This is a genomic window from Pseudomonas sp. PKS (assembly GCF_051913525.1).
Lineage (GTDB): Bacteria > Pseudomonadota > Gammaproteobacteria > Pseudomonadales > Pseudomonadaceae > Aquipseudomonas > Aquipseudomonas guariconensis_D.
The window spans coordinates 172538-197354 of the sequence record NZ_JBEGDO010000006.1; the positions used below are offsets into that span (position 1 = coordinate 172538).

General features: G+C 63.4%; 18 protein-coding genes. 10 read left to right on the forward strand and 8 right to left on the reverse strand.

Annotated features, from left to right (window positions below):
* Positions 1 to 91 precede the first annotated feature (91 nt).
* Positions 92 to 1546, forward strand: coding sequence for a TrkH family potassium uptake protein (locus ABOA88_RS08935; RefSeq protein ID WP_196169036.1), 1455 nt, complete (start codon positions 92 to 94; stop codon positions 1544 to 1546).
* Here ABOA88_RS08935 and ABOA88_RS08940 read toward each other — a convergent pair.
* Positions 1503 to 2558 (reverse strand): AraC family transcriptional regulator, encoded by a 1056-nt coding sequence (locus tag ABOA88_RS08940; RefSeq protein ID WP_196169035.1) that lies wholly within the window; start codon positions 2556 to 2558, stop codon positions 1503 to 1505. The genes ABOA88_RS08935 and ABOA88_RS08940 overlap by 44 nt on opposite strands.
* Before the next feature lie 155 nt (positions 2559 to 2713).
* Between ABOA88_RS08940 and ABOA88_RS08945 the strand changes: the two genes are divergently transcribed.
* The gene (locus ABOA88_RS08945) at positions 2714 to 3025 is read left to right on the forward strand and encodes a DUF962 domain-containing protein (protein WP_196169034.1); all 312 of its coding nucleotides are present in this window, start codon (positions 2714 to 2716) and stop codon (positions 3023 to 3025) included.
* 5 nt (positions 3026 to 3030) lie between these two features.
* Here ABOA88_RS08945 and ABOA88_RS08950 read toward each other — a convergent pair whose 3' ends face one another.
* Complete coding sequence (locus ABOA88_RS08950; RefSeq protein WP_367851273.1) at positions 3031 to 3843, reverse strand: UDP-2,3-diacylglucosamine diphosphatase; 813 nt, start codon at positions 3841 to 3843, stop codon at positions 3031 to 3033.
* Positions 3844 to 4113: 270 nt separating this feature from the next.
* Here ABOA88_RS08950 and ABOA88_RS08955 point away from each other — a divergent pair, with 270 nt between their 5' ends.
* The gene (locus ABOA88_RS08955; RefSeq protein WP_367851272.1) at positions 4114 to 4878 is read left to right on the forward strand and encodes an AraC family transcriptional regulator; all 765 of its coding nucleotides are present in this window, start codon (positions 4114 to 4116) and stop codon (positions 4876 to 4878) included.
* Positions 4879 to 5024: 146 nt separating this feature from the next.
* Positions 5025 to 5915 (forward strand): DMT family transporter, encoded by an 891-nt coding sequence (locus ABOA88_RS08960; protein WP_367851271.1) that lies wholly within the window; start codon positions 5025 to 5027, stop codon positions 5913 to 5915.
* Here the strand turns inward: ABOA88_RS08960 and ABOA88_RS08965 are convergent, their stop codons facing one another.
* The gene (locus ABOA88_RS08965) at positions 5916 to 6197 is read right to left on the reverse strand and encodes a SelT/SelW/SelH family protein (RefSeq protein ID WP_043214349.1); all 282 of its coding nucleotides are present in this window, start codon (positions 6195 to 6197) and stop codon (positions 5916 to 5918) included.
* 69 nt (positions 6198 to 6266) lie between these two features.
* On the opposite strand from ABOA88_RS08965, the gene ABOA88_RS08970 reads away from it, so the two are divergent.
* Entirely contained in the window at positions 6267 to 8453 is a 2187-nt protein-coding gene (locus ABOA88_RS08970) for a patatin-like phospholipase family protein (protein ID WP_196169030.1), read from the forward strand.
* 109 nt (positions 8454 to 8562) lie between these two features.
* Here ABOA88_RS08970 and ABOA88_RS08975 read toward each other — a convergent pair whose 3' ends face one another.
* Positions 8563 to 9000 carry a MarR family transcriptional regulator gene (locus ABOA88_RS08975; protein ID WP_043214353.1) on the reverse strand — a complete coding sequence of 146 codons (438 nt, stop codon included), beginning with the start codon at positions 8998 to 9000 and terminating at the stop codon, positions 8563 to 8565.
* Positions 9001 to 9116: 116 nt separating this feature from the next.
* Entirely contained in the window at positions 9117 to 11255 is a 2139-nt protein-coding gene (recQ, locus tag ABOA88_RS08980; protein WP_196169029.1) for a DNA helicase RecQ, read from the reverse strand.
* Between the two features lie 255 nt (positions 11256 to 11510).
* Between recQ and ABOA88_RS08985 the strand changes: the two genes are divergently transcribed.
* Positions 11511 to 12098 (forward strand): YecA/YgfB family protein, encoded by a 588-nt coding sequence (locus tag ABOA88_RS08985; protein ID WP_043214359.1) that lies wholly within the window; start codon positions 11511 to 11513, stop codon positions 12096 to 12098.
* A 7-nt stretch (positions 12099 to 12105) separates the two neighbouring features.
* Positions 12106 to 12471 carry a YbaN family protein gene (locus tag ABOA88_RS08990; RefSeq protein ID WP_196169028.1) on the forward strand — a complete coding sequence of 122 codons (366 nt, stop codon included), beginning with the start codon at positions 12106 to 12108 and terminating at the stop codon, positions 12469 to 12471.
* 3 nt (positions 12472 to 12474) lie between these two features.
* Here the strand turns inward: ABOA88_RS08990 and ABOA88_RS08995 are convergent, their stop codons facing one another.
* Positions 12475 to 12816 carry a cupin domain-containing protein gene (locus tag ABOA88_RS08995; RefSeq protein WP_196169027.1) on the reverse strand — a complete coding sequence of 114 codons (342 nt, stop codon included), beginning with the start codon at positions 12814 to 12816 and terminating at the stop codon, positions 12475 to 12477.
* A 159-nt stretch (positions 12817 to 12975) separates the two neighbouring features.
* Positions 12976 to 18696, reverse strand: a complete 5721-nt coding sequence (locus ABOA88_RS09000) for a retention module-containing protein (RefSeq protein ID WP_367851270.1) — start codon at positions 18694 to 18696, stop codon at positions 12976 to 12978.
* A gap of 515 nt (positions 18697 to 19211) precedes the next feature.
* On the opposite strand from ABOA88_RS09000, the gene ABOA88_RS09005 reads away from it, so the two are divergent.
* The 3 genes from ABOA88_RS09005 to ABOA88_RS09015 all read left to right on the forward strand — a co-directional run bounded on the left by ABOA88_RS09005 (position 19212) and on the right by ABOA88_RS09015 (position 24291).
* Positions 19212 to 20585 (forward strand): TolC family outer membrane protein, encoded by a 1374-nt coding sequence (locus tag ABOA88_RS09005; RefSeq protein WP_196169025.1) that lies wholly within the window; start codon positions 19212 to 19214, stop codon positions 20583 to 20585.
* 75 nt (positions 20586 to 20660) lie between these two features.
* A complete protein-coding gene (locus tag ABOA88_RS09010) occupies positions 20661 to 22796 on the forward strand; it encodes a type I secretion system permease/ATPase (protein WP_196169154.1) in 2136 nt (711 codons plus the stop codon).
* 142 nt (positions 22797 to 22938) lie between these two features.
* Positions 22939 to 24291, forward strand: coding sequence for an HlyD family type I secretion periplasmic adaptor subunit (locus ABOA88_RS09015; RefSeq protein WP_196169024.1), 1353 nt, complete (start codon positions 22939 to 22941; stop codon positions 24289 to 24291).
* Between the two features lie 87 nt (positions 24292 to 24378).
* Here the strand turns inward: ABOA88_RS09015 and uraH are convergent, their stop codons facing one another.
* Complete coding sequence (gene uraH / locus ABOA88_RS09020) at positions 24379 to 24732, reverse strand: hydroxyisourate hydrolase (protein ID WP_043214849.1); 354 nt, start codon at positions 24730 to 24732, stop codon at positions 24379 to 24381.
* Positions 24733 to 24817 lie beyond the last annotated feature (85 nt).

Consider the following 24817-nt stretch of genomic DNA (forward strand, 5'->3'; position numbering starts at 1 on the left):
CAAGAAAAACGTCCTCTCACGCTTACCGCTTGCAGCTTGCAGCCTGCCGCTTAAAATGGCGCCCTTTCCGTTTCGAGTCAGAGCAGATCACATGGCGTTGCCGACCTTAAGGATTATTGGTTTCATCATCGGCATCTTCCTGATCACCCTGGCGGTCAGCATGGTCGTGCCCATGGCGACCCTGGTGGTCTTCGAACGCACCAGCGACATGCCTTCTTTCCTCTGGTCGAGCCTGATCACCTTCATCGCCGGCCTGGCGCTGGTCGTCCAAGGGCGGCCCGAGCACGTCCACCTGCGCCCTCGCGACATGTACCTGCTGACGGTCAGCAGTTGGTTGGTCGTATGTGTGTTCGCCGCCCTGCCGTTCCTGTTGACCCAACACATCAGCTACACCGACGCCTTTTTCGAAAGCATGTCCGGCATCACCGCCACCGGCGCCACAGTGCTCAGCGGGCTCGACAACATGTCCCCAGGCATCCTGATGTGGCGCTCGATGCTGCACTGGCTCGGCGGCATCGGCTTCATCGGCATGGCGGTGGCGATCCTGCCGCTGCTGCGAATCGGTGGCATGCGCCTGTTCCAGACCGAATCCTCCGACCGCTCTGAAAAGGTCATGCCGCGCTCGCACATGGTCGCCAAGTCGATCGTGGCGGTGTATGTCGGCATCACCGTGTTCGGCAGCCTGGCGTTCTGGTGGGCAGGCATGCGGCCGTTCGATGCCATCAACCATGCCATGTCGGCGATTTCCACCGGCGGGTTCTCCACCTCCGATCAGTCCCTGGCCAAGTGGGACATCCCCGCCGTGCACTGGGTGGCAGTGGTGGTGATGATCCTGGGCAGCGTGCCGTTTACCCTGTACGTGGCCACCTTGCGCGGCAACCGCAAAGCCTTGATCCGCGACCAGCAGGTCCAGGGCCTGCTCGGCTTGCTGGTGGCCACCTGGCTGGTGCTGGGTACTTGGTACTGGGCCACCACCAACCTGCACTGGCTCGACGCCTTGCGCCACGTGGCACTGAACGTCACGTCGGTGGTCACCACCACCGGCTTCGCCCTGGGCGACTACAGCTTGTGGGGCAACTTCTCGCTGATGCTGTTCTTCTACCTGGGCTTCATCGGTGGCTGCTCCGGCTCCACCGCCGGTGGCATCAAGATCTTCCGCTTCCAGGTCGCCTACATCCTGCTCAAGGCGAGCCTCAACCAGTTGATCCACCCCCGCGCGGTGATCAAGCAAAAATACAACGGCCACCGTCTCGACGAAGAGATCGTGCGCTCGATCCTGACCTTCTCGTTCTTCTTCGCAGTCACCATCTGCGTCATCGCCCTGCTGCTGTCGTTGCTGGGCGTGGACTGGATGACCGCGCTGACCGGCGCCGCGGGCACCGTCTCCGGCGTCGGGCCGGGCCTGGGCGAGGTGATTGGCCCGGCGGGCAACTATGCAACCCTGCCGGATGCGGCCAAGTGGATTCTCTCAGGCGGCATGCTGCTCGGCCGCCTGGAAATCATTACGGTGCTGGTGTTGTGCATGCCGGCGTTCTGGCGTCACTGACCGACTCTGCCTCAAGGCGGGCGCGGTACTCGCTAGGGGTGACATCGAACCAGCGGCGGAACGCCCGGTAGAAGTTGCTCGGGTCGGCGAACCCCAGCAAGTAGGCGGTTTCCAGCAAAGTCATGCCGGGCTGGGCCAGGTACTGTTCAGCCAGTTCCCGGCGGGTGTCGTCGAGCAAGGTCTGGAAGCTGGTGCCCTCCTCCTGCAAGCGGCGCTGCAAGGTGCGCTCGGACAGGTGCAACGCCTGGGCAAGGGTTTCGCGCTTGGGCTCGCCTTGGGGCAAGACACGACACAACACCTGGCGCACCCGATGGGTCACCCGGCTTTCCGAGAAGCGTGCCAGGTACTCCCCGGCGAAGCGATCGTGCAACACGGCCATGGCCTCGTTGGCCGTCGGCAGAGGCGCTTCCATGTCCGCCCGCTCGAACACCAGCGCATCATGGGGCGCACCGAACACCAAGGGGGCGTGGAAGGCCGTCTTGTAGGGCTCGATGTTCTTCGGCTGTGGCCCCTGGATCAATACTCGACGCGGCTGGATCGAGCGCCCGCTGAGCCAGGTGCACAAGGACAACGCGCAGGCCAGCGAAGCCTCGGCGCTATGGCGAGTGGGGGGCAGGTGATCGCCATGCACAGTCAGCACCAGCGCGTAACCCTCCGGCTCCAGGCGAAAGCTCAGATCGGCGCTCTCGGCGATGATCCTCTGGTAACGCACCAGGCGTTCGAATCCCTCGGCCAGGGTGCGGCTGGACATCAGTGCATAACCCACCACATGGAACGATGCCGGACGCACCACGCGGGCCATGTTCAGACCAATCGCCTCATTGCCTGAAAGCTCCACCGCCAACTGCCACAGACGGGTCATGGCGTCCTGGGGAAAGCGCGCGTCAGGATCGTCGAGGGCCGTGAAATCCAGCCCGAGCTGCTTGAACATGGCCTGGCAGTCGAGCCCTTCCAGCTCGAGCGCTTTGACAATCCCTGATGCCCAGCTGGCTGACGTGGTTCTCTCGCTCATGGCAGGCTTCTTGTACTGACCGCTTCATGCGGCGAATCGAAAAGATACTCAATTGGCGCCTTGGGTCACTGGCCGGCTCCGACAATCACTCTAGACTCGATTCAGGCTCCGCGCCGTGTATCTGTTCACAACGCGAACCTGACGGGAGTACTGCCATGACCTCTACTGCACAATTTCGAAGTTTTGCCGAGTTCTACCCCTATTACCTGGGCGAACACAGCAACCCCACTTGCCGCCGCCTGCACTTCGTCGGCACCAGCCTGGTCATCGCCCTGCTCGCCTACACCTTCGCCAGCGGGCGCTGGCAACTGCTGCTGGCCGTGCCATTTGCCGGTTATGGCTTTGCCTGGATCGGTCATTTCTTTTTCGAGAGAAACCGCCCGGCCACCTTCACTCATCCGCTGTACAGCCTGCTGGGCGACTTCGCCATGTTCCGCGATATCCTGCGCGGCAAGATCAGCCTCTAGGGCGATTAAGCCGTCTCACGCAGCGCGGCCAAGCGCTCCGCCTCGCGGGCCTGGGCATCGGCCAGGCGATAGAGCTCGATCTGTCCGTCCCAGTGCTCGATCAGCGCCGTGCACGACTCCACCCAGTCGCCGCAATTGAGGTATTGCACCTCTCCTACCTGGCGAATCTCGGCGTGATGGATATGACCGCAGACAACGCCGTGCAAGCCCCGCCGGGTGCACTCATGGGCGATGGCATCCTCGAAGTCGCTGATGAAGTTCACCGCCCCCTTGACCTTGTGCTTGAGGTACGCCGACAGCGACCAATAGCCGTAGCCATAGCGGGCCCGCCAGTGGTTGAGCCAACGGTTGAGCACCAGGGTGAATTCGTAGGCCCGATCACCCAGGAACGCCAGCCAGCGATGGTAGCGAGTAATCACATCGAACTGGTCGCCATGGATCACCAGCAGGCGCCGGCCATCGGCGGTCAGGTGTTCGGCCTCATCCACCAATTGGATGTTGCCAAGGATCAGCTTGGAGTAGCGCCGCAGGAACTCGTCGTGGTTGCCAGTGACATAGATGACTTCGGTGCCGCGTTTGCTCAGGGTGAGCAACCGGCGGATGACATTGGTATGGGCCTGGGGCCAGTAGATGCCGCTGCGCAGTTTCCAGCCATCGATGATGTCACCGACCAGGTAGATGCGGTCGGCCTGGTACCCCTTGAGAAACCGCGACAGGTGTTCGGCCTGGCAATCGCGGGTCCCCAGGTGCACATCGGAAATCCACAAGGTGCGCACGCGTTGCTTGCGCGACGGGCGGGCGAGTTCGGCATGGGTCATGGGCAGGCTCCTGCGCTGTTTGCTGGAGACTGGCAGTTGTGGATGACAGGTTGGTGGCAGCGGCGTGACGGATTCCCCGGGCAACAGCCCGGTGTGTACACTAGGGCCCGAATGAAATGTGTCCGCGTGAAGGCCAGACAAGGCGAAACGGGGCGAGCAAGTGCAGTGTATTGGCGTACATGAGCATTCCGAGCCCCGTTTCAACGCAGTTGGGCGGGTGCGGATACATTTCGTACAGAGCCTAGCGCCCTGCCCCGCGAGGAAGTTCTCATGACCGCCGGCCCGATCCTCTCCCTGCGCCACTACCGCCACGACCTGATCGCCCACAGTCACGACCATTCACAATTGGTGTTTGGCCTGGGTGGCCGCCTGGATTTCGAGGTTCAGGGCCATGGCGCGCTAGTCCAGCGCCAAGGCCTGATGGTGGTGCCGGCCGGCGCACATCACACCTGTGGCAGCCCATCCGGCAGCGATTGCCTGGTGCTGGACGTTCCCGACGAACACTGGTTACACGAGCAATTGGGCCGCCATGCCGATGCCAGCCGGCGCCTGCTCGATCGCCCAGGCCCCCTGAGCCTGGACAGCCGGCAACAACAGTTGGTCGACTGGCTCGCCAGCAGCCCGGTGGATGACCCGTTGATCGCCCAACAGGGCGCAGTCCTGCTGCTGGCCAGCCTCAATGCGCAAACCGTGCCGGTGAGCGTCCAGCGGCGCCTGCCCTATGCGGCATTCGACGCACACATCGAGCAGCACGCGGCCCACCCGCTGCAGGTGGCCGACCTGGCGCGCCTGGCCGGTTTATCCAGCGCCCGTCTGCATGCGCGCTTCGCCAGCGAATGCGCCATGACGCCGATGGACTACATCCGCCAGCGGCGTTTGCTCAAGGCGCGACGTTTGCTGCAGCAGACCTGCCTGCCGATCGGCGAAATTGCAGCGCAGGTCGGTTACAGTTCCCAGAGTGCGTTTTCTGCCGCCATGCTGCGCGACTTCGGCCGCTCGCCCATGGCCTTGCGCCGCGAGCCTGGCGACAACTGACGCGAGGATCGCGACAGACAGTACGCGGCCGCCCTCGTAGACTGGCCCTTGAAGATCGAGCCAGCGGGTTGTTCGCCGGCCTCCTGACCCATCGAGGGACACGCCCGCTCCACCGGGCCTGGGTCACTGTCATCACAAGGACTACCATGAACCACCGCACCGCCCTTGGCGCCCTGCACATCGGCGCCCTTTTCTTCGGCCTCACCGGCGTCTTCGGCAAGCTGGCGACCAGTGCCAGCCCCACGATCATCGTCTTCGGACGCGCCGCCTTCGCCGTGGTCGCCCTGGCACTGTTCGCCAGCCTCGCCGGCCCCGGTTGGCAACGCCTCAGCGCCCAGGATGCGCGCCGGCTGCTGCTCGGCGGCGTGCTGCTGGCCGGGCATTGGGTCAGTTTCTTCATTGCCGTCAAGGTCGGCGGCGTGGCCATCGCTACCCTGGGCTTCGCCAGTTTCCCCGCCTTCACGGTGATTCTCGAAGGCTTGTTGTTCCGCGAGCGCATTCGCCGCAACGAGGCCGTGCTGGTGGTGCTGGTGAGCATCGGCCTGGTCCTGGTCACCCCCGACTTCGACCTGCAAAGCGAAGCGACAGGTGGCCTGCTGTGGGCGTTGCTTTCGGGATTGCTGTTCTCGCTGCTGTCGCTGACCAATCGCGCCGGTTCCGGGCGTCTGCCGGCGGTACAGGCCGCGCTGTGGCAGAACCTGGTGGTGGGCCTGTGCCTGCTGCCCTTCGCCGGCCCAGGCCTGAACCAGGTAGCGACCATGGACTGGCTGTGGATCGCCCTGCTCGGCATCTTCTGCACGGGCGTCGCCCACAGCCTGTTCGTCGCCAGCCTGGCAGTGATCAAGGCGCGCACCGCCGCCGTGGTGTTCGGCATGGAGCCGGTCTATGGCATCGCCGTCGCCTGGGTGGTGTTCGCCGAAACGCCGACCGTGCGCATGTTGGCGGGCGGCGTGCTGATCATCTTCGCCATCGTGCTCTCCAGCCGCATGGCTGCCGAGCAACCGTCCAGGCAGCGCTCATTGGCCGAAAGCGCCTGATCAGCGATCGTTATGACCCAGGTCGCGCTGCGGGTCGATCTGGTCGCGCAGTCGCTGCTTGAGCACCTTGGCCTCGGGGAAGCCACCATCGGCCTTGCGCTCCCAGAGCTGGATGCCATCGCAGGTAATGCGAAACACGCCACCGGTGCCCGGCTCCAGGGCCACGCGGCCCAGGTCGTCGGCAAAGGTGCTGAGCAGTTCCTGGGCCAGCCAGGCCGCACGCAGCAGCCATTGGCATTGGGTGCAATAAGTGATGACGATTTCGGGCTTGGGCTGCGTCATGGCAACGCGTCTCCTTCGGGGATGAGCCGCTTATACTAGCGGTCTTTGACCACGGTTTTGAGACTCACGATGCGCCGCCTGCTGTTCTGCCTTTTGCTGATACTCACCAGTTTCACCACCTTGGCCGCTGAAGTCGCCCGGCCCAAGGTTGGCCTGGTGTTGTCAGGTGGCGCGGCCCGGGGCATTGCCCATATCGGCGTGCTCAAGGCCTTGGAGGAGCAAGGCGTACACATCGACGCCATCGCCGGCACCAGCATGGGGGCGGTGATCGGCGGGTTGTATGCCTCCGGCTACAGCGTCGAGGAACTCGAGAAACTCGCCACCACCCTCGACTGGCAGCAGGCGCTGTCCGATGCCCCTCCACGCAAGGACGTACCGTTCCGGCGCAAGCAGGACGACCGCGATTTCCTGGTCAAACAGAAGCTCAGTTTTCGCGACGATGGCAGTCTAGGCCTGCCCCTGGGCGTGATCCAGGGCCAGAACCTCTCCCTGCTGCTGGAAAGCAAGCTGGCCCACACCGCCGACACCCGTGATTTCGACAAGCTGCCGATCCCTTTCCGCGCCGTGGCCACCGACATTGCCAGTGGCGAAAAGGTGGTGTTCAGCCGCGGCCACCTGCCCCAGGTGATCCGCGCCAGCATGTCGATCCCGGCGGTGTTCGCCCCGGTCGAACTCGACGGCCGCCTATTGGTGGATGGTGGCATGGTCGACAACATCCCCGTCGATGTCGCGCGGGACATGGGGGTGGACCTGGCCATCGTGGTCGACATCGGCACCCCCTTGCGTGATCGCAAGCAACTGGCCACGGTGGTCGACGTGCTCAACCAGTCGATCACCTTGATGACCCGGCGCAACTCCGAGGAGCAACTGGCCAGCCTGCACCAGGACGACGTTCTCATCCAGCCCTCGCTCGCCGCCTTCGGCGTGACCGATTTCGGCCGCGCCCAAGACATGATCGATGCCGGCTATCGCGCCGCCCGAGCCTTGGACAACCGCCTGGCCAGCCTGCGCCGCACCGAGGGCGACACCGGGCTGGCCGTGGCCCGCTCGCCACGCCAGCGCCGACCGATCATCACCGCGATCAAGGTGGAGAATGATTCAAAGGTCAGCGACGATGTGATCCGCTACTACATCCGCCAACCCTTGGGCGCACCCCTGGAGCTTGACCGCCTGCAGACCGACATGGGCACCCTGTACGGCCTGGACTACTTCGACCGGGTGCAGTACCGCGTGGTGCACAAAGGCGATGACAACACCCTGGTGATCAACGCCCGCGGCAGGCGTGGCGGCACCGATTACCTGCGCCTGGGCCTGAATCTTTCGGACGACATGCGCGGCGACAGCGCCTTCAACCTCGGCGCCAGCTACCGGGTCAACGGCATCAACCGGCTGGGCGCCGAGTGGTTGACTCGTGCCCAGATCGGCGACCAGCAGGAGCTCTACAGCGAGTTCTACCAACCCCTGGACGTGGGCTCGCGCTATTTCGTCGCGCCCTATCTGGACTTCGGCTCGCAGAACATCGAGGCGACCCTGGACAACGACCCAATCGCCGAATACCGCCTTGAGCGCTATGGCTTCGGCCTCAACCTCGGCCGACAGATCGGCACCTATGGCGAAGTGCGCGTGGGAGTGGGCAAGGCCTGGGGCGAGGCCGAGGTACGCATCGGCGACCAGGACCTGCCCTCGGTCAGCTTCAACGAAGGCTTCTACGAGCTGAAGTACTCCTTCGACACGTTTGACAACGTGTACTTCCCCCACAGCGGCGAAGACATCGGGCTGACCGTGCGCAAATACGACAAGTCGCTGGATTCGGACGAGCAGTACCGCCAGTGGGAGCTCAAGCTGGACAAAGCCTTCAGCAGCGGGCCGAACAGCCTGGTGTTGGGCGGGCGCTATGGGCGTACCCTGGATGACGCCCAGGTGGTGACCTCAAGCTTCGTGTTCGGCGGGGCCAGGCAGTTGTCGGGCTTTCGCCAGGACTCGGTGTCCGGGCAGAACATCAGCCTGATGCGCATGGTCTACTACCGCCGCCTGACGCCCCGCGCCTACCTACCGCTGGACTTCCCGTTGTACCTGGGTGGCTCGCTCGAGCGTGGCCGGGCCTGGAACAACGACAACGAGTTCGACAGCGGGTACATCAATGCGGCGAGCATCTTCCTGGGCTTGGAGACACCGTTGGGGCCGTTGAACATCAGCTATGGAGCCAACGATGAGCACCAGAAGGCGGTGTACCTGAACCTGGGCCACACCTTCTAAAACCAGTGGGGCCGCCTTGCGGCCCATCACAAGCTTCGCCTGCTCCCACAGATGCGTAGGCGCTGGCAGCGCTGCGATGAGCCGCAAGGCGGCCCCACGTGGCATGGATTCAGGACTTTTCGAGGTTGGCGAGAATCTTCGCATGCACCCGCATGCAGACTTCCAGATCAGCCTCGTCGACACCTGTGAACAACTCCTGACGCAGGGCGTTGGCGATGGTCTCGATCTGGTCGATCAGCGGCTTGGCCGGCGGGCACAGCAGGATCTTCTTCGCCCGACGGTCTTCCATCACCGCCTGACGGCGCACCAGGCCCTGGCTCTCCAGGCTGTCGAGCAACCGCGCAAGCGTCGGCCCCTCGACCCCTACGCTCTGGGCCAGCTCGCGCTGGGTCGGGGACTCTTCGAAGCGGGCCAGGTGCAACAGCACCAACCAGCGCGCCTGGGACAGGTTGAGCCCGGCAAGGCGGCGGTCCAGTTCGGCGCGCCAACCACGGGACATCTGGGCCAGCTGCATGCCGAAGCGGTGTTGGTTATCGGTCAGGGGCATAAGCGACTCTATGAATAGAACTAATTATTAGCCAGCTAATCATGCCCGACGCCAACAGGCAAGGCTGCAGCGCGCGGGAATCTCCGATATTCGTCAAAAAGCGTGACAAGGGTCAGTCACAGCTCGAACTCTGCGGCCAATGCCGCGCGCACACAATGCAACACGCCTTCCGGTACGCGCTGGCCGAACACCGGTGACACTGCCGATACCGGAGGCAGTTCGCCTTCGCCGTCAAGGAAGGCATCCTGCACTTCCATCAGCAGGTCTTCGGGCAGGTCCAGGGCCTGCTCAAGGCTCAATTCCTGACGACCAAGGGCCTCGGCCAGCAGGCTGTAGACGTTCTTCTCACTGCAATTGAGCTGGCCGGCGATCTGCGCCGGCGTCATGCCGGCACGGGCCAGGCTGACCAACTCGTGGCGAAGGTCGAGTACCACCTTCGGCGCCTGATCCCCCGTACCGCCATTGAGCACCTCGAGGAACGCTTCGCCGTAACGCTCCAGCTTGCGCGCACCGACGCCACTGACCTGGGCCATGTCGCTGAGGCTGGTAGGTTGGCTGCGCAGCATCTCCAGCAGGGTCGAGTCGGGGAAGATGACATAGGGCGGCACGCTGTGCTCCTCGGCCAGCTTGCGCCGCAGGGCTCGCAGCGCCTCCCAGAGCTCGCGCTCCTCGGCACGCACCAGTTGGCTGGCAGGGCTGCCGCCACCAGAGGATTTGGCCACGGTCTGTGGCTTGAGGTCGCGGCGCAACTGCAGGGTGACTTCGCCGCGCAGCAAGGGCCGGCAACTGTCAGTCAGACGCAGCCCACCGTAGCCCTCCAGGTCGATGTCCACCAGGGCACGTGCCACCAGCTGGCGGAACAGCGAACGCCATTCGTGTTCGCTCAGGGCCTTGCCGACGCCGAACACCGACAGCTTTTCGTGACCGAAATTGCGCACTTTCTCGGTGTCCTTGCCCACCAGCACATCGACCAAGTGGCCCACCCCGTAGCGCTGGCCAGTGCGATACACCGCCGACAGGGCCTGGCGGGCGGGCTCCGTGGCATCCCAGGTCTGCACCTGGTCGACGCAATTGTCGCAATGACCGCAGGGCTGTTCGAGCACTTCGTCGAAGTACGCCAGCAGTGTCTGACGGCGACAGCGGGTTTCTTCGCACAGGGCCAGCATGGCGTCGAGTTTGTGCTGCTCGATGCGCTTGTGGCGCTCGTCGCCTTCGGAGTTCTGCAGCATCTGCTTGAGCATCACCATGTCCTGCAAGCCGTAAGCCATCCAGGCATCCGACGGCAGGCCATCACGGCCGGCACGGCCGGTTTCCTGGTAATAGGCTTCCATCGACTTGGGCAGATCGAGGTGGGCGACGAAGCGCACGTTGGGCTTGTCGATGCCCATGCCGAAGGCGATGGTGGCGACCATGATCAAGCCTTCCTCGTTGAGGAAGCGATGCTGGTTGGCCGCGCGGGTCTCGGCGGCAAGGCCGGCGTGATAAGGCAGGGCCGGGAAGCCCTGCTCGCAGAGAAAGGCGGCTGTCTCGTCGACTTTCTTGCGCGACAGGCAATAGACGATACCGGCGTTGCCACGGCGCTCTGCGAGAAACGCCATCAGCTGCTTGCGCGGCGCTTCCTTGGGCACGATGCGGTAGAAGATGTTGGGCCGGTCGAAACTCGACAGGAATCGCTCCGCGCCCTGCAGGTGCAGGCGCTGGACGATCTCCTCGCGGGTACGCATGTCGGCCGTTGCAGTCAGGGCGATGCGGGGTACCTGGGGGAACAGCTCGGCCAGTTGGCCCAGTTGCAGGTATTCAGGGCGGAAGTCGTGGCCCCACTGCGAGACACAGTGGGCCTCGTCGATGGCAAACAGCGCGATATCCAGGGTCCGCAGAAACTCCAGCATGCGTGGCTGCACTAGACGCTCGGGCGCCAGATACAGCATCTTCACCTCGCCACGACGCAGGCGCCCGGCCAGCTCGCGTTGCTGCTCGGCGCTCAAGGTCGAGTTCAGCGCAGCGGCCGCCACACCCAGTTCGTCGAGGGTGGCAACCTGGTCATCCATGAGCGCGATCAGCGGTGAAACCACGACCGCAAGGCCCGGACGCAGCAAGGCCGGCACCTGGAAACACAGGGACTTACCGCCGCCGGTGGGCATCAGCACCAGGGCATCGCCGCCACTGGCCACGCATTCGATGATCGCTGCCTGGCGCCCCCGGAAACTGTCGTAGCCGAAGATGTCCTTGAGGACGCGCTGAGCCTGTTCGAGCATTGGAAACTCCAAAATCGCCGTACCACCCTGGACACAGGCTGGACGAAAAATCCGCCGGACACACTTGCCAATGCGTAAGCGGCTTTTGCCGGAATGCCGGGAAACGGCACCCTGGGTGAAAAATCGCGAAGTATACCCCAGTGCCCGCTCGCGCAGGATGCCTTGGCAGCTTCCCCGCGACAGACGTTCCCTTGGCCCCCAGCCGCCGCAAGGTGCTAGAATTCGTTATCGTTTATTCCCCAAGGTAGCCCTGTAATGTCCTTCGCCGAGCAACTGACCCGCCTGCAAGCCTTCCTCGACGCCGACGAGCTGCACGAAGAAGCGCTGGACTACGTCGCCGCCCATGGCTACCTGACCGCGCTGTCGATCTGCTCCGAGGAAGTACCCGAGCGTGAATGGATCGACGCCCTGTTCGCTGAAGAGCCCCACTACGCGAGCGATGCCCAGCGCACCGAGATCGAGGCGACCCTGGTGGCCCTCAAGGCACACATCGGCCGCCAACTGGCCAGCGACGACGAGTTCGAGCTGCCATGCGACCTGGACCTGACCGACGAGCCGGACGACTCCGACCTGCGCGGCTGGTGCATCGGTTTCATGGAAGGCGTCTTCCTGCGCGAGGAAGCCTGGTTCGAGAACGCCGAGGAAGAAGTCAGCGAAATGCTGCTGCCGATCATGGTCGGTTCGGGTCTGTTCGACGAGCAACCGGAGTTCGAGGACATCGCCCGCAATGCCAGCCTGCAGGACGACATGATCGTACAGATCCCCGAGGCGCTCACCGCGCTGTTCCTGCTGCTGCACGCCCCTGACGAGAAGCCTGCCCTGCTCAAGCCGCGCCACCACTAAGGTGGCCATGCGCTACCTGTTGCTGGCCATCGGCTGGCTCAGCGTTGCGCTGGGGGTGGCGGGGATTTTCCTGCCGGTGCTGCCCACCACCCCTTTCCTGCTGCTGGCCGCGGCCTGCTTCGCCCGCAGCTCGCCACGCTTTCACCACTGGTTGATCAACCACCCCAAGCTGGGTCCGTGGATCCGCGATTACCTCAGTGGCGAAGGCATCCCACTCAAAGGCAAGGTCTACGCCATCGGCCTGATGTGGGCGAGCATCGGCCTTTCCTGCTACCTGGTGCCCCTGTTCTGGGCACGGGCCTTCATGCTCACCAGCGCCGTGCTGGTCAGTCTGTACATTCTCAAGCAAAAGACCCTGCGCCGACCCGGTTGACGTTCAATCGCTGAGCGTCGACGGCTCGGACTCCACCACCAGCACCAAGCAGCCCCTGGGCGAACGCAGCCAATGCTCGGAGCCTGCGGCATAGACCAGGCTGTCGCCCGCGCGAAACACCTGGCCATCGACATCCATGACTTCGCCCTCCAGCACCTGCAGCAATTCGGTGGCGGCGTGCCGATGCGGCACCGAGCGGCTGCCGGGCGCCATTTTCATCCAGTAGGCCTGCCAGGGGCCGGTATCGGCCAAGGTTTTCCAACTGACGCCTTCCAGGCGCTGACCGCCCAAGAGCATGGGCTGCCACTGGACCTGGCTGGGGGTATGGGCTTCGCGTAGGGACATGTGGACTGATTCCGAGGTGGGCTCGATCACAGTCTATGGGGCTGACGCAGGCCCGGTGCTGCAGGTACGACCAGGGCGTATGCCCTGGCGTCGCATTTGTGCCTGGATCGAGAGGCGAGCCCGCGCCTGCAGGCGCGGGCCTCACGCCTCCCGTAACATTCAGACAGTATCGACTTTCAACGAATGGTCATTGAGCATCCCGTTGATGATGGTCGCGGTGTCCTGCCCCGAGGCGATCACCCCACCCGCTCCGGCCGTGACGCCGTAATGCTGCGCCAAGTCGACCCCGGCCAGCTCGATGGTCTGGGTGGGCGCGGCGCCCGCCACACTGCTGACTTCGATGGTCGAGACCACGTTGGACCCGGTGCCGGTGACCTTGAAGTGCAGGTAGTCGTCCAGCGAGGCAGACGTGGCATGCTCCCCCTGAAGCAGCTGCGACAGGTCGAGGCGGTCACTGCCGGGGGTGAAGTCAGTGACGGTGTCGTGCCCCACATCCCCCTTCTGCCACACAAACGTATCGTTGCCGCCCCCCCCGGTGAGTCGGTCATTGCCCAGCCCACCGATGAGTACGTTGTTGCCGCCACTACCGATCAGGATGTCGTTGTAGTCGGAACCGATCAGGTTCTCGATGCCATTGAGGGTATCGGTACCGCCCCCCCCGGTATCCTGCGCACCGGTGAGGTTCAGGTTGACCGTCACCGCGCCGGTGGCCGAGGCGTAGCTGGCAGTATCGATGCCTGCACCGCCGTCGAGCAGGTCATTGCCCGGGCCGCCGATCAGCAGGTCATTGCCCTCATCGCCGTAGAGCTTGTCATCGCCACTGCCACCGACCAGCACATCGTTGCCAGCAGCACCGTGCAAGGTATCGTTGCTCGCACCGGCAACCAGGGCGTCGTTGTCGGCAGTGCCGGTGAGCACGCTGCCGCCCTGGTAGGTGATATCGACATTGCCCGTCGCACTGCCGCCGTGGCCATCACTCACCGCGTAGGTGCCGTTGTACGCGTCCTGCTCGGCATTGCTGTAATCGATCGACATCGTCAGCAGGTAGTTCGCGTTGCCGTGGCTGCCATTGCCGCTGGACAGGTTGATCATGTGGATGGAGTACGTCCCGTCGTGGCTGGCAGTGAAACCTTTGTCATTGTCGATGGCCTGGTAGCTACCGCTTTCGTCTTTCCACGCCATGGCCACCTGACTTGCCGACAAGTCATGGTGCAGGTTCAGGGTCTCGCCTTTCTTGAGGGTGACCGTCAATACATCCTGGGCATTGGCCAAGTTGCCGCTGGGCGAGGCCAGGAAGCCGCTCACGATCAGCGCAGCCGCCATGCTGTCGGCCGCCCCACGAAACTCGCTGCGCGCAAGGTCACGCACCCGGTTGGACAGGTTGCTGCCGGTGCCACTGAAGTCGGCCACAGGCGTGTCGCTTCCCACACCAAAGCCTGCGCCGTTGGCGGAGAACCGAGTGTCGAAGTAGGTCGAGGACACCGAGAGCTTGTCGTGATCAGGGTCGCTATCGTTGGCCAGCAACGCCTCGGTAGGCACCGTGATCCCAGCGCCGGCGATATTGGTGATGAGGCGGTCGGCCCCCGCCACAGGAGGGGCATTCGCCACCTCTGGCTCGCCTATCCAAGGCTGGCTGTCCTGCACCTTGATGCTGACGGTGGTGGTGCTTTCATCGCCGTCGGCGTCGCGGATGGTGTAGACGAAGGTGTCAGTCGCGCCGTCGCTGCCCACGCTGTTGGGGTTGGCGTGGTAACTGGCACTGCCATCGGCATCAAGGATCAGATAGCCATAGTTGCCCATGACCTGAGTGCCGACATCGCCATGGGCGGCGGTCGACGTGTCGCTGCCAGCGCGCACGCCGACTACCACGTTGCCATTGGTGACCTTGTCCGCGCCCAGGTCATCGTTGTACAGCACATTGCCGGTGACCACCCCGCCTTCATGCACGATCGATTTGGCGTCGGCGATAGCCTTAGGCACATCGTCGACGATGTTGATGACGATCTGGCTGGTGATGGTATTGCCCTGCTGATCCTTCGCCTGGTAGGTGAAGGTCTCGGTCGTGGTATTCGGGCCATCGTTACCACCGCCTGGGGTCTTCGGTGCCGAGGTCAGGGTGTAGGTGTAAGTGCCATCGCCGTTCAGATGAAGCTGCCCATACTGCCCGACGGCATTGCCCAACAAAGTGTAGGTCAACGCACCGACCCCGCCTTGCACCGCACCGACCAGGGTGCCCGTTCCGGTCTCTCCCGTGGAGGTAGGATCGCTGCCGGTGACAGTCCCGGCCGCCAGGTCCTTGCCATCTTGGTTCAGGTCCAGGGCATTTTCATAGACCGTTACATCGCGGTCTGGGCCGCTCACCGAGAGCGGATTGCCCTGCACGTTGAGGGTCACGGTCGTGGTGCTTTCGTCGCCGTCGGCGTCGCGGATGGTGTAGACGAAGGTGTCGGTCGCGCCGTTGCTGACCACGCTATCGGGGTTGGCGTGATAAGTCGCCCAACCATCGGCGTTGATCACCAGGTAGCCGTAGTTACCCATGACCTGAGTGCCGACATCGCCGTGGGCGGAGGTCGAGGTGTCGTTGCCGGCTCGCACACCGACCACGACGTTGCCATTGGTGACCTTGTCTGCCCCCAGGACATCGTTGTACAGCACATCGCCACTCACCGTGTCACCCACGCGTACGGTGGCCGAGTCGGCGTTGGCCTTGGGCACGTCGTCGACGATATTGATGACGATCTGGCTGGTGATGGTATTGCCCAGTTGGTCCTTCGCCTGGTAGGTGAAGGTCTCGGTCAGGGTGTTCGGGCCATCATTGGCGCCGCCTGGAGTCTTCGGTGCCGAAGTCAGCGTGTAGGTGTAGGTGCCGTCGCCGTTCAGATGGATCTGACCATATTGCCCGACGGCATTGCCCACCAAGGTGTAGGTCAACGCACCGAGCCCGCCTTGCACCGCGCCGACCAAGGTGCCCGTTCCAGTCTCACCGGTGGAGGTTGGGTCGCTGCCGGTGACGTTGCCAGCCGCCAGGTCCTTGCCGTCCTGGTTCAGGTCCAGGGCTTTTTCGTAAACCGTCACATCACGGTCCGCCCCACTGACCGACAGTCCGCTGTCCAGCACGTTGATGGTGACGGTGGTGGTGCTTTCGTCGCCGTCGGCATCGCGGAGGGTGTAGACGAAGGTGTCGGTGGCACCGGCACCCGCCACGCTGTTGGGGTTGGCGTGATAAGTCGCCCAACCATCGGCGTTGATCACCAGGTAGCCGTAGTTACCCATGACCTGGGTGCCGACATCGCCGTGGGCGGAGGTCGAGGCGTCGCTGCCAGCGCGCACGCCGACCACGACGTTGCCATCGGCCACTTTGTCCGCACCCATGTCATCGTTGTAGAACACGTTGCCGGAGACGACACCGCCCTCATGGACAGGTGCCGAATCCGGATTGGCCTTGGGCACGTCGTCGACGATATTGATGACGATCTGGCTGGTGATGGTGTTGCCCAGTTGATCCTTCGCCTGGTAGGTGAAGGTCTCGGTCAGGGTGTTCGGGCCATCGTTGGCGCCGCCTGGAGTCTTCGGTGCCGAAGTCAGCGTGTAGGTGTAGGTGCCGTCGCCGTTCAGATGGATCTGACCATATTGCCCGACTGCATTGCCCACCAAGGTGTAGGTCAACGCACCGACCCCGCCTTGCACCGCGCCGACCAAGGTGCCCGTTCCAGTCTCACCGGTGGAGGTGGGATCGCTACCGGTGACATTGCCGGCCGCCAGGTCTTTGCCATCCTGGTTCAGGTCCAGGGCTTTCTCGTAGACCGTCACATCGCGGTCCGCCCCACTGACCGACAGCCCGCTGTCGAGCACGTTGAGGGTGACGGTGGTGGTGCTTTCGTCACCGTCGGCGTCGCGGATTGTGTAGACGAAGGTGTCGGTCGCGCCATTGCTGCCTACGCTGTTGGGGTTGGCGTGGTAAGTGGCGCTGCCGTCAGCATTGAGGATCAGGTAGCCATAGCTACCCATGATCTGGGTACCGACATCACCATGAACAGGTGTCGAGGTATCGCTGCCGGCCCTTACGCCGACCACCGCCTTACCATCAGGAGCACCATCGGCCCCAATCAGATCGTTGTGCAGTACGTTACCGGTGACCACCCCACCTTCGTGCACGATGGATTTGGTATCGGGATTGGCTTGAGGCACATCGTCGACAATGTTCACGTCGATGCTGCCGCTGGCACTGCTGCCATCGCTGTCGGTCGCGACCACGGTAAAGCTTTCGCTCACACTGTTGGCGCCATCAGCGTTCGGGTGCGCCTCATTGTCGGTCAGGGTGTAGCTGTAGCTGACGACGCCGGTGGCCGGGTTGTAGCCGGTCACGGTCAGGGTATTGCCCAACGGCGTGGTGATCGATTGCGGGAAGCCTGCCACCACCCCGCCATTGACCAGTGTGATCCCCCCAACGACCAGCGTTTGCAGGCCATCGGCTGCCGTGACGGTAAAAGTCCCGCTTTGCGTCAATGCCGAGGCATCGGGGGCACTGCCGTCGCCCAGGTGCTTTTCGTGGACGGTGAGTTCACCCCCGTTTACAGCCAAGCCATCGAGGGTGACCGGGTCGTTGAGGTTGGTGACATTGAGCACCAGCGTCGCCGTGCTGCTGTCGCCGTCCGCGTCGGTCAAGGTGTAGGTGAAGTGCTCGACGCCCGAGCCGCCACCGTGCAGGTTGATGAAGTCCGGGTCGTTGGTGTTCAACGTGTAGGTGTAGGACCCGTCGGCCGCCAGCACCAAGGTGCCGTAGGTGCCGACGTAAGTACCGGCGGTGATCGGGCCGGAGGGCACACGGTCGGCGCCCTGCACATCGTTGGTCAGCACGTTGCCGGTCAGTGTGGTCTGCTGCTCGGTCGCGACCGTCGGGTTGCTGTCGTCCACGGCCTTGGGCATGTCGTCGACGATGCGAACGTCCAGGGTGCCACTGGCCACACTTCCATTGGTGTCGCTGACATGCACCGAGAGCTGCTCGCTGACCGCCTGGGCGCCTCCGGCGGTCGCCAGGGTGTAGCTGTAGCTGACCGTACCTGTGACGGGGTCATAGCCGGTGATGGTCAGGACATTGCCCAAGGCGGTGGTCAGCGACTGGCCGACACCCGTTACCACGCCTCCCGTGACGACGTTGATACCGCCGACATTGAGGTTGAATACGCCATCGGGCGCCGACACGGTGAAGGTGCCGCCCTGGGTCAAGGCACCAAGGTTGCTGGCCGAGCCGTGCGGCAAGTGGGCCTCTTGCAAGGTCAGCTCGCCTCCCTCGACGTCCAGTCCGTGCAGGGTTACCGGATTATCGGGATCGTCTGGGCCATCGGTTACAGGCCGGCGATCGTCATCGAAGCGCGTATCGCCCGCATCGGGAATCGTGAATTCAGGGATGCCATTGAACCCTGCGGTGGGGAAACCGATCACCGGGTCGACGCGCCCGGCCACCTCGGTCAACAGCACGAAGCTATGGCCACCGCCCACCGCACCGGGCGCGCCGGTACTGCTGGGGCCTGCCGCCGTTGCCTCGGCCTCCTGGCTCGGGTCAGCACCTGCGGCAATCGCCTTTTGCAAGCGCTCGACATCACTCAAGTCAGCCTCACTGGGCGCTATCGCTTCAGGGCCCTGCACATGCCCCGCCGGGTTGGCCAACAGTTCCGGCCGCAGCTCCAGGCTGCTGTCGCGCCCCAGGGTGAGCTCGGCACCGTTATCCAGGTGCACGGCTACAGCCCCCGCGGCGCCGGTCTCGAGTTGCTCTCCGGCAAACAGCCGGTCACCTTCGACCAGGACCCGACGGATGCCATCCTGACCGACCGCGAAGACTTGACCGACAACCTTGCTGACCACACCGAGTGATTTAGCCATGAACCAACGCCTCCATTGCCGAGTGATTCCCGCAACACGAGGCTTTTGGAGGTAGGAGGAGTTCGCAACGTTGACCCTGCACGCAGCGATGCGTCGAAAACTGCGCCAAGCCCCAATGTCTAAGGGGATCGAGGCTTATGGATGATCGTCGACGATGAACCCGGCAAAACGCGATGGCAAAATGACAGATGTCAATAAAATGTCGCCAAATAACGTCGTGCCTCCCTCCCCTCGTTAGATCCCTGCCCTCTGCTGCAAGAAAAACGGAAACTTTTCTCAGAGGCCCGAAAAACAAAGCGTGGGCGCTTATTCAACGGACGACCTGAGTAGAACAATGTCCGGTATTTCTTAGAGCGCATAAGTTTTTTTTCGCATAAATCTTATGAGGAAATCTTCTTAGTTCGCCTGGTAAATGTTCTTAGCTCTGTTGTTACAAACCTGAAACGGTTTGACTCTTATATTTCGTCATTTTTTTGGCGATTGCAGGACTTTTCGAGACCAGGGAGATGTACCCCATGCGCGTTCTAACCCCCATCACCAGTGCGATTCTGTTGGCCATGGCATGCGCCAACTCTCAGGCGATGTCGATCACCGAGGCTGTCCAGAACGCGGTGGACCAACATCCCGAAATCAGCGCCAGCCGTAACAGCCGTTTGTCGGCTGATGAGGATGTGAAGTTCGCGCGTGGGGGCTACTACCCCACTGTCGACCTCATTGCAGGCTATGGTCGCCAACGCTCCGACAACACCAATACCCGGGGTTTCAACCCTGATGGTTCGCGCAACCACAACAAGGAAACCCTCAGCTACACCCAGTCGGAACTGCGTCTGCGGCAGATGCTCTTCGACGGGTTCAATACCGCCAACGAGGTGGGCCGTACCGAGGCAGTGGCCAACTCCCGTGCCTACTTCACCCAGGCGACGGCCGAAACGGTGGCGTTGCGTGCGATCGAGGTGTACCTGGAGGTGCTCAAGCGTCGCGAACTGGTGACCCTGGCCAAGAACAACCTGCAAGCCCACCTGCGGGTCAATGACCAGATCGGGCTTCGCAGCGAACGCGGCGTGGGCAGCAATGCCGACCTGGACCAGTCCCGTGCCCGCCGGGCCTTGGCCGAGAACAACCTGGACACCGCCGAAGTCGATCTGGCCGACGCCGAGGCCAACTTCTACAGCGTGGTCGGACGCATGCCCGATGAGCTCGAAACACCGACCACCATCAAGGGCGAGGTGCCCACCACCCTGGAGCAGGCACGCCAGGGCATGCTAGAGAACAACCCCTACCTCAAGTCGGCCCAGGCCGACGTGAATGCCGCCGAGCAACAGTACGAAGTGGCCAAGTCGCCCTTCTACCCACGCCTGGACGCCGTGCTGGCCACCGGTGCCAACAACAACATCGCCGGCCAGCGCGGCCATGACAACAACGACTGGCAGGCCGGTGTCGAGCTCAACTACAACCTGTTCCGCGGCGGCAGCGACAAGGCGCGCCTGCAGTCGGACGCGCACAAGATCAACCAGGCCATGGACATCCGCAACAATGCCCTGCGCGAGCTCAACGAGAACCTGAGCCTCGCCTGGAACGCCATGAACAATGCGCGCAAGCAGACCCCGACCGCCCGCGAATACGCCGAGACCACCCAACGCGTGCGCGCCGCCTACCAGGACCAGTTCGGCCTTGGCCAGCGCACCCTGCTCGACCTGCTCGACAGCGAAAACGAGCTGTACAACGCCAACCGTCGTTACACCGAAGTGCGCTACACCGAGGAGTTCTCCATGTATCGCGTGCTGGCGAACATGGGCGAGCTTCTGAGCAAGCAACGTATTTCGCTACCGCCGGAGGCCATCGCAAAGACCGAAGTGCGTAACGAAGCCCGGTTGCCCGACATGCGTTAGTCCGTGCGCACTGTTGGCTGTTCTTCCGGAGAGGATTGGTTTCCACCGCGGCAGGAGTAGACCATCGTGACCAGTATGCAAAGTGCGCAACCGCGCCTGGATGTTGATGATCCTTTGCTCGATGGCCTGCTGATTCTGTGCAAGCTGCACGGCTGCCCCGCCAGCCGTGCCGGTTTGTGCAGCGGCCTGCCCTTGGCCGACCAACGTCTGCCCCTTGAGCTGTTGCCACGCGCCGCCGCCCGCGCGGGCCTTCAGGCACGGGTACTGGAACGCAGTCTGGCCAACATCTCTGAACTCAACCTGCCGGTATTGTTGTTGCTCAACGACGGGCGTAGCGCCGTGCTGCAGCGCTGGGGCAATGATGGCCGGGCATTGATCCTGCCCTGTGAAGCCGAAGGTGGCGAGCAATGGGTCGAACGCGAGTCGCTGGAGCAGGCCTATGCCGGCCAGGCGTTGTTCGCCCGCCCCCGGCATACCTTGGAGAACCTGCGCACGCCCCTGATCCCAAGGGTTGACGCCTGGTTTCGCGACACCCTCAAGCATTCGCGCTGGCTGTATGGCGATGCCCTCTTGGCCAGTCTGTTGATCAACCTGCTGGGGCTGATGGTGCCCTTGTTCGTCATGCAGACCTACGACCGGGTGGTGCCCAACCAGGCACTCTCGACACTCTGGGTACTGGTCATCGGCCTGTTCATCGGCACGGCTTTCGAACTGGTGCTGCGCATGGTGCGCGCCCATCTGCTGGACCAGGCCGGCAAGAAGACCGATCTGATACTCTCCGCGACCCTCTTCGAACGCATCACCGGCATGTCCATGAAGGCCCGACCCGCCACCATCGGCGGCTTCGCCCAGAGCATTCATGACTTCCAGGGACTGCGCGAATTCCTCACCGCCGTCACGCTCACCAGCATCATCGACCTGCCGTTCGTGGTGCTGATGCTGCTGGTGATCGGCCTGCTCGGCGGCTGGCTGGTGTTGATCCCGCTGATCGCCTTTCCCGTGGCCGTGGCATTTGCCCTGTTCATCCAGGTGCGCCTGCGCGACACCGTACAAAAAAGCCTGAGCCTGGGCTCGGTGCGCCAGGCCCTGCTGATCGAGACCCTCGGCGGGCTGGAGACGCTCAAGGCATGCGGCGCCGAGAGCGAGCGTCAGTACCAGTGGGAACACACCAATGGCGCCATCGCCCGCCTCGATGCCCACGCCCGCAATCTGTCCTCCCTGGCCAGCAACGGCACACTGTTCATCCAGCAGTTCTGCGGCATGGCCACCATCGTCGCCGGGGTCTACAGCATCATCGCCGGCAACCTCAGCGTCGGCGCCCTGGTGGCCAGCTACATGCTCGGCAGCCGGGTACTGGCGCCATTGGGGCAGATCGCCGGCCTGATCACCCGCTACCAGCAGGCCCAACTGACCATGCGCAGCACCGACGCCCTGATGGCCCTGCCCCAGGAGCGCCAAGCCGAGCACCAGGCCTTGGAACACACCACGCTCAAAGGTGGTCTTGCCCTCAATCATGTGAGCTTTCGCTACCCCGGGCAGAACACCCTTGCCCTGCAGGACGTGCACCTGAGTCTCCAGCCTGGCGAGCGCATCGGCATCATCGGGCGCAGCGGCTCGGGCAAGAGCACGCTAGCCCGTCTGCTGATGGGCTTTCATCATCCGGACGAAGGCCAGGTGCTGCTGGACAACCTCGACCTGCGCCAGTTGGACATCGCCGACCTGCGCGGCCAGATGGGCTATGTCGCCCATGACCTGCCGCTGCTGGCCGGCAGCCTGCGCGACAACCTCACCTTGGGTGCCCGCCATGTCAGCGACGCGCGCATGCTCGAGGTGGCAGAACTGACCGGCGTCAGTGAACTGGCCCGCCTGCATCCGCAAGGCTTCGACCGCCCGGTGGGCGAGCGTGGCCAGTTGCTGTCCGGTGGCCAACGCCAGTGCGTGTTGCTGGCGCGGGCGTTGCTGCTGGAGCCGCCGATCCTGATCCTCGACGAACCGACCAGCCACATGGACAACAGCAGCGAGGAGCAACTGCGTCAACGCCTGCTGGGTTGGGTTGCGGGTAAAACCCTGGTGTTGGTCACCCATCGTACGTCCCTGCTGAGCCTGGTGGACCGGCTGGTAGTGCTGGACTACGGCAAGGTCGTCGCCGACGGGCCGAAGGACGCGGTCATCGATGCCCTGCGCAAAGGCCGCATCGGTACTGCCGTATAGGAAGCAGACAAAGCCCACAGGTACCGCGAGCCAGACGAGAGCGGGTTTACGCAAGGAGCGTCACCGCCGTGTTGGTGGATGAGCCCTCCCGCAGGCCCCGGCCAATTCCGTGAGTACCGCGTGGGTCAAAGAGAGGTAGGTCATGTCCCTGAGCCAGAGCATCCGCAGCCCCCACGGCAACGAAAAGCGCGCCGAACGCGACTACATGCCGGAGCTGGCCGGCGCCACATTGCAGGACTCCCCCCGCCTGTCGCGACTGACCGTGTGGCTGACGGCCGCCCTGCTGCTCGCAGCGCTGGCCTGGGCCCACTTCGCGGTGGTCGATGAGGTCACCGTGGGCGAAGGCAAGGCCATCCCGTCGAGCAAGGTCCAGGTGGTGCAGAACCTCGAAGGCGGCATCGTCACCGAGATCTTCGTGCGCGAAGGCCAGATGGTCGACAAAGGCGCCACCCTGCTGCGCCTGGACGACACGCGGTTTCTCTCCAACAAAGGCGAAAGCGAAGCCGACCGCTATGCCCTGACAGCCCAGGTCGAGCGTTTATCGGCCGAATCCGAAGGCCGCCCGTTCAACCTTTCGGACGAAGTGCGGACCAAGGCGCCCCAGGTGGCCGAAGACGAAACGGCCCTGTATGAGTCGCGCCAGCGCCGACTGGCAAGCGAGAAGCAGACCCTCAACGAACAACTGCGACAGAAGACTCAGGAGCTGGCCGAATTTCGTTCCAAGGTGGACCAGTACCGCTCGGCCCTGGGCCTGCTGCAACAGGAACTGAACATGTCCACCCCCCTGGTGGGCACCGGGGCGATTTCACCGGTGGAAATCCTGCGCCTGAAACAACGCGCCGTGGAGGCCCGCGGTCAGCTCAATGCCACCAGTCTGGCAATCCCCCGGGCCGAAGCGGCCGTGGCGGAGATCAAGAGCAAGATCCAGGAGTCCGACGCCACTTTCCGCTCCGAGGCCGCCAAGGAGCTCAACGACAAACGCACGGAGCTGTCGAAGATCACCGCCACCAGCATCGCCATCGACGACCGGGTCAACCGGACGACGGTGGTATCGCCAGTGCGCGGGATCATCAAGCTGCTCAAGGTCAATACCATTGGCGGCGTGGTACAACCCGGCAGCGATCTGGTCGAGATCGTGCCGATCGAAGACAACCTGCTGATCGAGGCCAAGGTGCGCCCGCAGGATGTCGCCTTCCTGCACCCAGGGCAGACGGCGATGGTCAAGTTCAGCGCCTATGACTACACCATCTATGGCGGGCTCAAGGCCAAGCTCGAGCTGATCGGTGCCGATACCGTGACCGACGACAAGGGCAACGCCTTCTACCTGATCCAGGTGCGAACCGAGAAGAACCACTTGGGCGGGGACAACAAACCCTTGCTGATCATTCCGGGAATGGTGGCCACCGTGGACATCATCACCGGGCGCAAGAGTGTGCTCGATTACCTGTTGAAACCGGTGCTCAAGGCCCGGACAGAGGCGCTGCGCGAACGCTGAACAGGCAGTTGCCAAACAGCAGGCAAAAAAAAGCCCGCCAGTGTGAGAGCGGGCATAAGGACCTACGAAGATTCTTCTAGCGACCAACTAGCTTCCACGATAGGTCGAGTAACTGTACGGCGAGATCAGCAGCGGAACGTGGTAGTGCTCTTGCTTCTCATCGATACCGAAGCGCAGGACGACCACATCCAGGAATGCGGTCTCCGGCAATTTCACGCCACGGGCGCGGTAGTAGTCACCGGCGCTGAATTGCAGCTGGTAGACACCCGTGCGGTAGTCTTCACCCTGCAGCAGCGGCGCGTCGACGCGGCCATCGCTGTTGGTCAGGGCAGTGTTCACCAGCTCCAGTTGCTGGCCTTCGACACGGTACAGCTCAACCTTGATCGAGCTGCCCGGGCAGCCGTGAGCGGCATCCAGTACGTGTGTGGTCAAACGTCCCATTTGCTTGTCGCCTCTTGTCGTATGCGTGGGCAAAAAATACACGGCAATCACCGCGCCAAGGGCTTGCGGTGTGCGGGAATGGGGC